The sequence below is a fragment of the Sphingomonas sp. LC-1 genome (genome assembly GCF_025371035.1).
GTDB classification, from domain to species: Bacteria; Pseudomonadota; Alphaproteobacteria; order Sphingomonadales; family Sphingomonadaceae; genus Sphingomonas; species Sphingomonas sanguinis_E.
In genome coordinates, this window is record NZ_JANZXB010000029.1 from 1 (window position 1) to 8,988 (window position 8,988).

Genomic DNA, 8,988 nt, shown 5'->3' on the forward strand with positions numbered 1-8,988 from the left:
TCATACGAGTGCTCGTATGACTGGTCGTAGAACCAAAAACTTCCCGCACTGCCCGCGCCCTCGTCAAAGGCGACAAGCATCCCGAAGGCCGAGGCCACCGCAAGGCGGCCTACCGGCAACGCTTACAGATTACCCACTTAATCGGTTACTATGTATGGATGGCGGCAATGGCCATTGCCGCTTTATCTCTGCTGCATCTTCGAAAGGCCGATTAAAATTAGAATGCTAGCGCCTTGGGTTGCTCAAGCGGCAGAGAGCCCTTTGCCGCGGCGATGTGGATTCGGGATATTTGAACGTCCGCACCTTCGCTCACGCATCGGCATGCTCACGTCCGCTTTCGCCCAGAAGCGGTCGTTAGAATGCAGGCTGTTCAAGCGCCACCAGCTTCAATCTCGCGCGCTCCTCTGCGACGTTTATGTTCACCGCGCTCCTGAAGGCGTCCAGCCTCCCAATTAAAGGGAGAAGGTTCGCGGCTCGGTTCACAACCCGATCATCGGTGAGTCCGCGCAAGAAGCGACTGGACTCGTCAACTCGACCGAGCAGTCCAGCGGCAATCCCGGCCTCGTAGCCCCACCAACTCGGCCCCAAGCGTTCGGGAGAACTCTCGGCGCGCTGGATCACGAACTCGGCAATGGCTTGGAACGACGGAAAGCGCTCGTCCATCAGGCAGGCGTTGACCTGTGCGGCCTGCGCGATCTCCCGCGCCGCCCCCTTAAACTGCTCTTCGGTCTCAAACTCCACGTGTAATTGCGACGGAACCGCCTCGTTCAAACTCATGAAGCCAGCGCCTACCCATAGCCAGTGAGCGGCGTTCATCAGTGACACGCTCTTTGACCATCTCCTCGGGGTGAACTCCACGACGTTCAGCCACGAACCACGGTCTGCGAGCCAGAGGCGAGATCGCCCCTGCTGGCGAACGCCCAGCGGGGCTAACTGCTTCTTGGCAGCCGCCGCCATGATCCTGCTGTGGGTGTCGCCCATGCAGATGATGGTAGGCGGGTGAGCGCCGTCGTTTCAACACCGAACAGACTAAAACTCCCGTTCCGCAAACGACAACGAATGGACGTTCCGCTTATACCCAATTGCAGCCATTCCAAAGTGGGGGCATGGTCGGGCGATGATCCTAATTGTAGCGTCGTTGCTGTTGGCCGATCCTGCTCAACAGCTTGTAGCGTTCCCGTTCGCTGAAGGCCCTGCGGCAGGGGTCAGCGAGATTAAAGCAGCCATTGTAAAGTGTCATGCTCCTGCAAAAATAGTTCAATCAGGTGATAGGGCGACTGTGACACTGGCAATTACCCGATCGAAACGCGGATCAAACTGCTTGTCCGCTTGGATCGCTGAACACCCTGATGTTGGCTTCATTAAATATGGATTTATCGGTCGCGAACAGCAGTAAGTCTGCGCGACCGAACGTCTGCTATCGCCCATAGCGGACATTCGAGGCATGTGCGAAGGTCGCGCCATGGAATGCATAAGCGACGACACGCCTGCGGATCGGCTCTACCTCAAAGGCTTGGCGATCCGATGTGAGCGGCACACGGGGAAGTGGCTACCGATCATGTGGCACCTTGCTCTACGCGGATATGCAGGTGCGATGATTGAACTTGCTGATTGGTTCTCTGACCATGGTAGCGCCGATCCTTTTGGCACGCCTGCGGACGCGTTTAGCCCCGCTGGGCTGTATCGACGCGCCTACAAACGAGGCGACTTGCGCGCGGCCCAACACATGGCGCTAAGCTGCTTCAATCGAAATAATATGGCTGGTTATAGGCATTGGCTAGCTCAGGGCGCCAAAGCCGGTGACAACGAAGCAAAGCACGAACGTCGGCGTTTCGAAACTCGGCTCTGGCATGCCGACGCTGGCAGGGTACGGCGACTGCGACCGAAGCAAAGACGGGATGGGTTCGCCTAGAGGCTGTTATGAACCTGCGGCGAGCGCGGCAGCCTGCTTGATCATGAGGCATGCGAAGGCGACGACATGAAGTCCAGCGAGTGTTTCGGAGTAGCGTTCGTAATCTTTAACGAGACGCCTGAAGCGGGTCGCCCATGCGAATGATCGTTCGACAACCCATCGTCGTGGCAAGAGGACGAAGCCGCGTTTGGCCTCGGGCAGTTTGACGACCTCAAGTGCGATGCCGTGCTTGGCTGCGGCGTGGGCGGCTCGCTCGCCGGTATAGCCCTGGTCGACCCAGGCCAGTTCGACGGCATCGTCGGTGACGGCCTGTATCGTCCGGGCGAGCCGTTCCACCTCGCCGCGATCCTCTGCATTGGCCGGCGTTACGTGGAGTGCCAGCAGATGACCCAGCGTATCGACGGCCATGTGGATCTTCGAGCCCTTCTTGCGTTTGCCCCCATCATAGCCGGCACGTTCGCCGCTCTCGGGCGTCGAGCGTAGCGTTCGGCTGTCGATGATCGCGGCGGTCGGCTCGGCCGCGCGTCCCGTCGCCAATCGCAGCACCGCGCGCAGGTCATCGACCAGCGCTTCGAAACAGCCTGCCGCCAGCCAACGCTGCGTCTGCTGGTACACAGCCGCCCAGGGTGGTAGATCGTTCGGCATCCACCGCCACGGCGCTCCCGTCTTCACGATATAGCGCAGACCGTTGAACACCTCGCGCAGGTCGTGCTCCCGCTGACCGGCATCCTCGCGCTGCAACAGCAGGTACGACGCAACCAGCGACCATTCCTCGTCGCTGACGTCAGACGGATATGGCTTGCGGCAAATGCTCATCCAGTAACGGATCAATCAGGCACGCACCCAAGTCCATAACAGCTTCTAGAACCACATCAACCTTCCCCGGCAAGCGGACGGTCTGCAAATGCCCAATTGCAGACGTTCCTACAGCCAAACTTCCCGTACCGGGTCTGCTCGCTCAAATTCCCAATTTTGCGCCATATTCAGCACATCATCGAACGACTCTTCCGGATGCGAAGTCGTGCATAGAAAGCGGCCCGGAGTAGAGCCGTCTTCTACAACAAGCCAGCCTATTTTTTCTTCTAGCTCCTCACACCCGGGTCCGTAGATGGCTAGCAACGACACACCGTCGGCAAGACACTGCTCTACGAACGCTGTCAGTCGGCTCTCATCCTTCATGGGACTGTTAAGGATAATCTTGCGCGCGAGTTGCATAGCCGGGAGGATAGGCAACGCCCTCAACGTCTGCAAGCCACCGAAAAGTGCATTGGTCAGGTCGTCCCGGTACCCTTGTCGTAGAGGTATAGCGTCACCGGACACACCTCTTCGTTGGCCCACGCGACCGCTTCCGCGACAGTGACATTCTCACGCTGGTCGTAGGTCAGATCGTCATCGGTCGGCCGTTGTTCGTCCGCATCCTCGCAGGCATTGTCATGCGAAGTCGCCTCGATGATGGCGTTAACCTCGCGCCAGCGATACGGCCTCGTTCGGCTGTCGATGATGTTGCAGATCATGCCGCGAACCTAGCGGCAGCCCGCCATCATGCAACGTCCACTTTCCACCAATAGCTGACGGGCCGCTAACGCCAAATATTCGCCGTTTGGCCGATCATGCAGAATAGGAGCCGCTTGGCGGCGTGGGGCGATGATCGCGGCGCTCGGCGATGAAGCTGACAGCTGCCGCGTCGCTTCAAGGACGGAGACAGTGCCAGCGACCAAAGAACGCCAGCGCATCACCATACTGGTGGCGACCGAAGCATGCCTTGGGGCCGGTGCCTTGGGCACCGACCCCGTAACCCATTACCGCTCCCAGATGCGCCCACTGGCACAGTTGACGAGGAAGGAGTTGCTGTCGAGTTGCATCTTCACGCCGGGACGCAGCGGGGTGGCCTGCTTGATCGTGCACCTGGCATCGAAGGGCAGCGGCATGACATCGAGCGGCGTGAGGCCGAGCAGCGTTTGTGCGTCGTCTGCGTCGAAATCCTCTTCATACCATTCGAGGAACTCGCCGCGTTTGACGATCCGGCCAGGGGCCGAAATCTCAGCCTCGATGCAACCGTCGCGCCAGTATAGGGTGGCATAGACCGGCCCCAGTGGGGTGACGAACTGCACGACCGTGTCATAGTCGATCGCCAGACGAGCAAGTACCTCCGCCTGACCCTCTGGCGCGTAGCGCACGACAGCAGCGGCGAAGGAGTCGATCTCACCGTCTGCGCCAAGCGCGCGCACGGCGTCTCGTGCTTCGCGGCGACCGACGATCTCGTGGGTGGCGCCCTGGTTTGGATACACGCCCTCGAAGGGAGCGGGCATGAAGTTTCGCACCACGCCGGGACGGAAGGCATCGTCGATGGCGTCATAGTGGACGTAGAAGCCGAAGTGCTTGTCGGTATGTTGCCGGTGAAGGTCGATGGCGATCGCGTGCAGCGCGACGCCAACCGCATCGTTCGAGATCTTGCTCTCGGCGATCTGGCGCACCGCGCGAGCTTGATCGGCTATGTCCTGCCGACGGTGCCACATGGCTCTCATGTCGTTAGCGATCGACAAGGCCAGGAACTTGATGTCCTCCGGCATGGCGGCGGCGAAGCAGGCCGCACCGGTGCTGTTGACCTCCCGCTGCAATACCACGCCGCCAGCGTCGTGAAAGGGCGGGAATGCGAGCAGATTTACGGGACCGTAATCCGAGATGTTGCTGGGCGAGGGCAGACCGATACATTGCCACGGCCGACCTTGAACCCATTTGCTGATGAATTCACGTAGCAACTCGAGGTTACGGCCATAGGCGTCGTGCCGGACGATCTCCATCGGAGACAGGCCCGGCTTGCCCGTCTGGATCACCCAGACTTCCTCTCCGATCTCGACCGAACCCGGTTCGTACGGCCGAACTACGGTGCCGAGCGGGAGGGTGAACGGCCTATCGTCTCCCTCGATGGCGAATAACAGAAGGGCGCCAAGCTCCTTGATTGCGTCATCGTCCAGAGTGTCGATTATATCGACGGCATCCTCACTCCCGCTGCATCGTAGATCGACCATGATTGCGGAAGCCAGGACAGTGGCGAGCGATGTTCCATTTTCCAGTTCAACTGAGCACAAGGCAGCATCGAACTTATCGACCAGCGTGGCTTCAAGCAGGTCAGTCGCGAACGTCTTCATTCTAAATACTCCTTTTTTCCTTTCTCCGGCTTTCGCCAATCTTCTTCAGAATCGATCGATTGCAGGTCGACTTTGAGGAGGGAAAAAGAGGAGAAGGGGCGACGTTCGCCCGGGACGCTGTCAGGGTTGATGAGCGGCCTGATGGCCGCGACATGCTCTATGGCTGGTCGGTGGGTATATCGGTCTGGCCAACATAGAAATGTCGGCTGTTGCGCTTGATGAGGACGCCGCGCTCCTCAAGTCTCTGGAAGTGCCAGGCGATGCTGCCAGCACGCGCGCCGGTCTTGCCGCCGCCTGAGGCACTGCCGACCAGCGACCGCGCGGGCAGGGGTTCCTCGGCATGCATGGCCTTGAGTATCTTCATGACGCGGTTGGCGGAGACGCGCTGACCATCGGCAAGGTCGGGGTAGGTCACGCCCATAACCTGCATCACGAGGTCGGTGCCCGGAGTGTAATCCTGCTCGACTCGTTGGGATCGGTCAGCGCGAGACTTCGCAGTGCGTGAAGTCTTCGGCTTGGCCCGGGACCGCGGCGGCGTCGGTTCGCTGGCATCAGTGCCCTCGTCATCGGTGGGGGCAGGGAGGCCCACCTCGCGGAACGCCCCCTGCGCGTCGCGAATGAGGTAGCGTGGCTCGCGGCAGACACCGAGCAGGTTGGCCTTGGCGGCATAGATGACGAGGAAGTCCTTGCGCTCGATATCGGGGAAGAGGTCGCGAAGCTCCTCCGCCTCGTAGTAGGGCCCTCCCTTCTCGCGCCATTCCTGGATGAGGCGCACCTCGACCGCCATGCGCGGTGCCGTGGTCCACATGGCAACGCCGCGCAGCCGGGATGCGGCGCTGCCCCACGGATCCTTGCGGGGGACGAAAGCCGCCTTCGGGACATGGCCGATGATCGTAAAGAAGACGCCGAGCGCTTCGCACAGGCGTCCGAGATAGAAAAAGAAGTTGGTGGTGGCCTCGCCCTCCATGCCGTCAAACCCGGCCATGCTGGTGGCGGAGTCCATGACCACGCCGACGATCCGGTCCTCCGGATCGTCGTGACGCGCGTTCCACTCGGTGATGTAGCGGCGAACCTCGACCATGACCTCGGAGGGCCGCCAGACGCGGTCGTCGCCGAAGCGCAGCAGGCTGGCGTTGGGGTGGCCGAACTCGTCCTCGGTCATGCTGAGGAACGGCATGACGTGGAGGCGCGAGCAGGTCTCGTGCGCGACGGCTGAACTTTGGTGCATCGTGTTCTGCACGATGTCGCGCAGACGGCCGACGATCTGCGGCCGGGCGTCCTCGGCGGTGAGGATCAGGACATGGCCGGTGCCGTTGATCTTGCCGCCCAGCCAGGTGGGCGCCCGGTGCTCCGGGCGACTCGCGATCATCGCCGCCATCCAGAGCAGAAGCTGGGTCTTGCCGGTCGAGCCCGCGCCGAACCAGACAGCGGCGCCCTGGGCCGCCAGCCAGCCGTCGATCCGGAAGGGGATCGTCGGGGTCGCGTCCTCGAAATGGTGGCTGGCCAGCCATTTGTCGGTCTCGGGCTGGGAGTCCCAGCGCCTCGTCGGCGCAACATGCGCCGACGCGGGTCGGCGATCCGAATGCATCGGATCGCTTGGTGTGGCATTCGATTTGGACATGCTGGCCAATCCCGGTTGCGGGTCGTGCTCATGATGAGCGCGACGGGAATTCAGCATTCAGCGTACAATGCCTTTAAATATGTTTATGGGCCATGGGCGGCTGAATGCATCAGCCGCCCTGGTCCCAGTGCGCGCGCTGAAAAAATCGCGGCACGGTTAACGCGGGCGCAGGGCTTTCGGCGCGATCGTCAGGGTGACGGCATCAGCTCTTCGACCTTGGCGGCTTCGAGCGCGAAGGCTTGGCCCAACATCTCGGCGCCGTAGCGCTCCCAGTCGGCGGCGTAGGGACGGTGGGAAAGGTGTTCAGCGACGAAGGTGGTCAGCCGTTGCGTTGCTTCTAGCGTCGACACGCTTCCGCCAAGCAGATGCCGCCAGCGCATGAGGAGCATCAGGGTTGAGAGGACATCCCCCTCCGCCACGGCCTTTACGGACGACCATTTGCCCTGATCCATCAGTTTGCTGACCTGATCCGGGCGGCAGGTGATCTTGGCCGGCACGCCGAGTTTGGCAGCGACCTCGGCGAGGTGCGCGGATTTGGCGCCGCCACACATCTCGCTCATCAGGTCGAGGTGTCCCGACGCCTCGCGCCGCCATGGCGAATGCAGGCCTGCCAGTGAAGGAGGCAGGCGCAGCCCCGCGGCGACGGCGGCGAGCATGATCTGCGGCATATCGGAGTGGAATCCGCCCCAGGTCACAATCTGGACATGACCCAGTTGCGCCATGTCGGCGAGAAAGGCAGCGACGATGCCAGCTTCGTCGAGTTCGGGACACCCGCGTGTCTCCATTCGCACCGGGCGCAGGCCGTCGTCGCCATCGGTGAGAATGAGCCAGGAGAGGGTGACGATCTTCTGGCACGGCCAGCGCGGCGTCACGCGCGGGTCATAGCGGCGCTCGCGCGACTCGATGTCGGCGACATCGGCAGGGGAGAAGGCGTTCGGCAGCTAGATAGCGACCATGGACTTGATGATCGTAGCGGCATTCCGCATCGAGGACGACGACATAAGCAGGGGTGTCACTCTTCCAGAGGCGAGCGGGATCGATATGCATGGTAATTCTCCTGTTGGAGGAAGGTCCGGGATGAGGGGGGTGGGCTTCAGAGAGCAGTGGGCTGCTCGCCCCGCCAGCGGTCCAGCGCCCGAAGTGCTGCCTGTGCGGGATGGTCAGCGTCGTCGAAATCGCCGAAGCCTTGAGCCCAGCATCGCCATCCGGCGATCGCCTCGCCGATCAGTTCGACCGCAGTGGTCGTTGGGTCCGGTAGCAGGATGGTCGGCATCTCTGCAGCGCACTCGTCAACCGGCGTCTGCGGCGGGCACATGCAGGGCATGAGATGCGCGCGCGCCTGGCGAAGGTGCCATGTGTGGCCGAGCGGCAGGGCCCGCCATCGTCCCGCCGTATCGACCGCGGCCGCGATGACCTGCGGATGGCGCGCCGGATCGGCCAGCGCGAGCAGCCGGTAGGGGACGGCGCCGAAGTTATCCCAGCTGATCACGGCATGGGGCAATGCGATGTGCGGCTCCAGCCAGTCGAGCAGATCAAGGACGGTGTCCCCTTCGCCGAGGCAGCGCGCCTCGGTCGAGAAGTGGTAGCCCTCATTATCCGGGGTGACGGAAAGCATGCCGATCCCGCAGAGGATACGGGCATCCGGTCTGTTACGCGCTGCGGGACAGGCCCCGATGGTGCGGATGGCGAGTGCGATCGACGCGGGCGCGAAACCGCGGTTCTCGACCGACAGGTCGATGAGAGACATAGATATTTCCTTGGGCATTGGCCGCATGGCGGCCGTGTGGGATCAGTCGGCGGCGGACAGCAGGTCCGCGACGTGCGCTTGCGCCGCGGGGTGATCGCTTTCGCCGAGCCAGACGGAGAGATGATCGCTGAGGACGGCGGCGATGCTGTGTCCGACCGGGTTCAGCGCGGCGAAGCGGCGTATGACGAGCCGAAAGGTGGCGATCGCATCGATTTGAACTTGCCCCTCGATCTCGCTGATGTCGGACCGCAGCCAGCTGGCGAAGCGGCGCCCCCGATCGACCTGAGCATGGAGAATGTTCATGTTCGTGCAGGCCTGCGCGAAGGTCAGCCGTTTGCCGTCATGGCTGGCGGTCAGGTTCAGGGCATATTGCTGACCGCATCCCGCGAGCGGGCGGATGCAGGGCGACCATTCGGCTCCCGGCAGGTGGTCTAGGGTCAGGACTCGTTGATCACAGCCAGAAGATGACGGTGGCAGCGAGGGTGATGGCGGAAAAGAAGGCGGTAGGGCAGCGATCGTATCGGGTTGCGACGCGGCGCCAGTCCTTGAGGCGACCGAA

At 62.1% G+C, this 8,988-nt stretch carries 10 protein-coding genes and 1 pseudogene; 1 reads left to right on the forward strand and 10 read right to left on the reverse strand.

Going from position 1 to position 8,988, the window contains the following annotated elements:
* Positions 1 to 354: 354 nt before the first annotated feature.
* Positions 355 to 981: a hypothetical protein gene (locus NZL82_RS19380; protein WP_261271337.1), complete on the reverse strand. Its 627-nt coding sequence runs from the start codon at positions 979 to 981 to the stop codon at positions 355 to 357.
* Positions 982 to 1,117: 136 nt separating this feature from the next.
* Here NZL82_RS19380 and NZL82_RS19385 point away from each other — a divergent pair, with 136 nt between their 5' ends.
* Positions 1,118 to 1,396, forward strand: a complete 279-nt coding sequence (locus NZL82_RS19385) for a hypothetical protein (protein ID WP_261271338.1) — start codon at positions 1,118 to 1,120, stop codon at positions 1,394 to 1,396.
* Between the two features lie 522 nt (positions 1,397 to 1,918).
* On the opposite strand, the gene NZL82_RS19390 is transcribed toward NZL82_RS19385, so the two are convergent.
* The 9 genes and pseudogenes from NZL82_RS19390 to NZL82_RS19430 all read right to left on the reverse strand — a co-directional run.
* On the reverse strand, positions 1,919 to 2,728 hold the full coding sequence (locus NZL82_RS19390; protein WP_261271346.1) for an IS5 family transposase: 810 nt from the start codon (positions 2,726 to 2,728) through the stop codon (positions 1,919 to 1,921).
* Between the two features lie 108 nt (positions 2,729 to 2,836).
* Entirely contained in the window at positions 2,837 to 3,091 is a 255-nt protein-coding gene (locus NZL82_RS19395; protein WP_261271339.1) for a hypothetical protein, read from the reverse strand.
* A 92-nt stretch (positions 3,092 to 3,183) separates the two neighbouring features.
* Complete coding sequence (locus NZL82_RS19400) at positions 3,184 to 3,426, reverse strand: hypothetical protein (protein ID WP_261271340.1); 243 nt, start codon at positions 3,424 to 3,426, stop codon at positions 3,184 to 3,186.
* Positions 3,427 to 3,711: 285 nt separating this feature from the next.
* Positions 3,712 to 5,061, reverse strand: coding sequence for a hypothetical protein (locus NZL82_RS19405; protein ID WP_261271341.1), 1,350 nt, complete (start codon positions 5,059 to 5,061; stop codon positions 3,712 to 3,714).
* 157 nt (positions 5,062 to 5,218) lie between these two features.
* Positions 5,219 to 6,739, reverse strand: coding sequence for an AAA family ATPase (locus NZL82_RS19410; RefSeq protein ID WP_261271342.1), 1,521 nt, complete (start codon positions 6,737 to 6,739; stop codon positions 5,219 to 5,221).
* A 131-nt stretch (positions 6,740 to 6,870) separates the two neighbouring features.
* Positions 6,871 to 7,554 carry a 3'-5' exonuclease gene (locus NZL82_RS19415; protein WP_261271343.1) on the reverse strand — a complete coding sequence of 228 codons (684 nt, stop codon included), beginning with the start codon at positions 7,552 to 7,554 and terminating at the stop codon, positions 6,871 to 6,873.
* A 221-nt stretch (positions 7,555 to 7,775) separates the two neighbouring features.
* Positions 7,776 to 8,429 (reverse strand): hypothetical protein, encoded by a 654-nt coding sequence (locus NZL82_RS19420; RefSeq protein ID WP_261271344.1) that lies wholly within the window; start codon positions 8,427 to 8,429, stop codon positions 7,776 to 7,778.
* A 42-nt stretch (positions 8,430 to 8,471) separates the two neighbouring features.
* Positions 8,472 to 8,732, reverse strand: a complete 261-nt coding sequence (locus NZL82_RS19425) for a hypothetical protein (RefSeq protein WP_261271345.1) — start codon at positions 8,730 to 8,732, stop codon at positions 8,472 to 8,474.
* A gap of 148 nt (positions 8,733 to 8,880) precedes the next feature.
* Positions 8,881 to 8,988: pseudogene (locus tag NZL82_RS19430) on the reverse strand (IS5/IS1182 family transposase); the annotation flags it as partial.

Excerpts from the sequence above, each read along its gene's own strand:
- NZL82_RS19410 (WP_261271342.1), bottom strand. The coding sequence starts at position 6,739 with ATGCTGAATTCCCGTCGCGCTCATCATGAGCACGACCCGCAACCGGGA.
- NZL82_RS19400 (WP_261271340.1), bottom strand. The coding sequence starts at position 3,426 with ATGATCTGCAACATCATCGACAGCCGAACGAGGCCGTATCGCTGGCGC.
- NZL82_RS19420 (WP_261271344.1), bottom strand. The coding sequence starts at position 8,429 with ATGTCTCTCATCGACCTGTCGGTCGAGAACCGCGGTTTCGCGCCCGCG.
- NZL82_RS19380 (WP_261271337.1), bottom strand. The coding sequence starts at position 981 with ATGGGCGACACCCACAGCAGGATCATGGCGGCGGCTGCCAAGAAGCAG.
- NZL82_RS19390 (WP_261271346.1), bottom strand. The coding sequence starts at position 2,728 with ATGAGCATTTGCCGCAAGCCATATCCGTCTGACGTCAGCGACGAGGAA.
- NZL82_RS19405 (WP_261271341.1), bottom strand. The coding sequence starts at position 5,061 with ATGAAGACGTTCGCGACTGACCTGCTTGAAGCCACGCTGGTCGATAAG.
- NZL82_RS19385 (WP_261271338.1), top strand. The coding sequence starts at position 1,118 with ATGATCCTAATTGTAGCGTCGTTGCTGTTGGCCGATCCTGCTCAACAG.
- NZL82_RS19425 (WP_261271345.1), bottom strand. The coding sequence starts at position 8,732 with ATGAACATTCTCCATGCTCAGGTCGATCGGGGGCGCCGCTTCGCCAGC.
- NZL82_RS19395 (WP_261271339.1), bottom strand. The coding sequence starts at position 3,091 with ATGAAGGATGAGAGCCGACTGACAGCGTTCGTAGAGCAGTGTCTTGCC.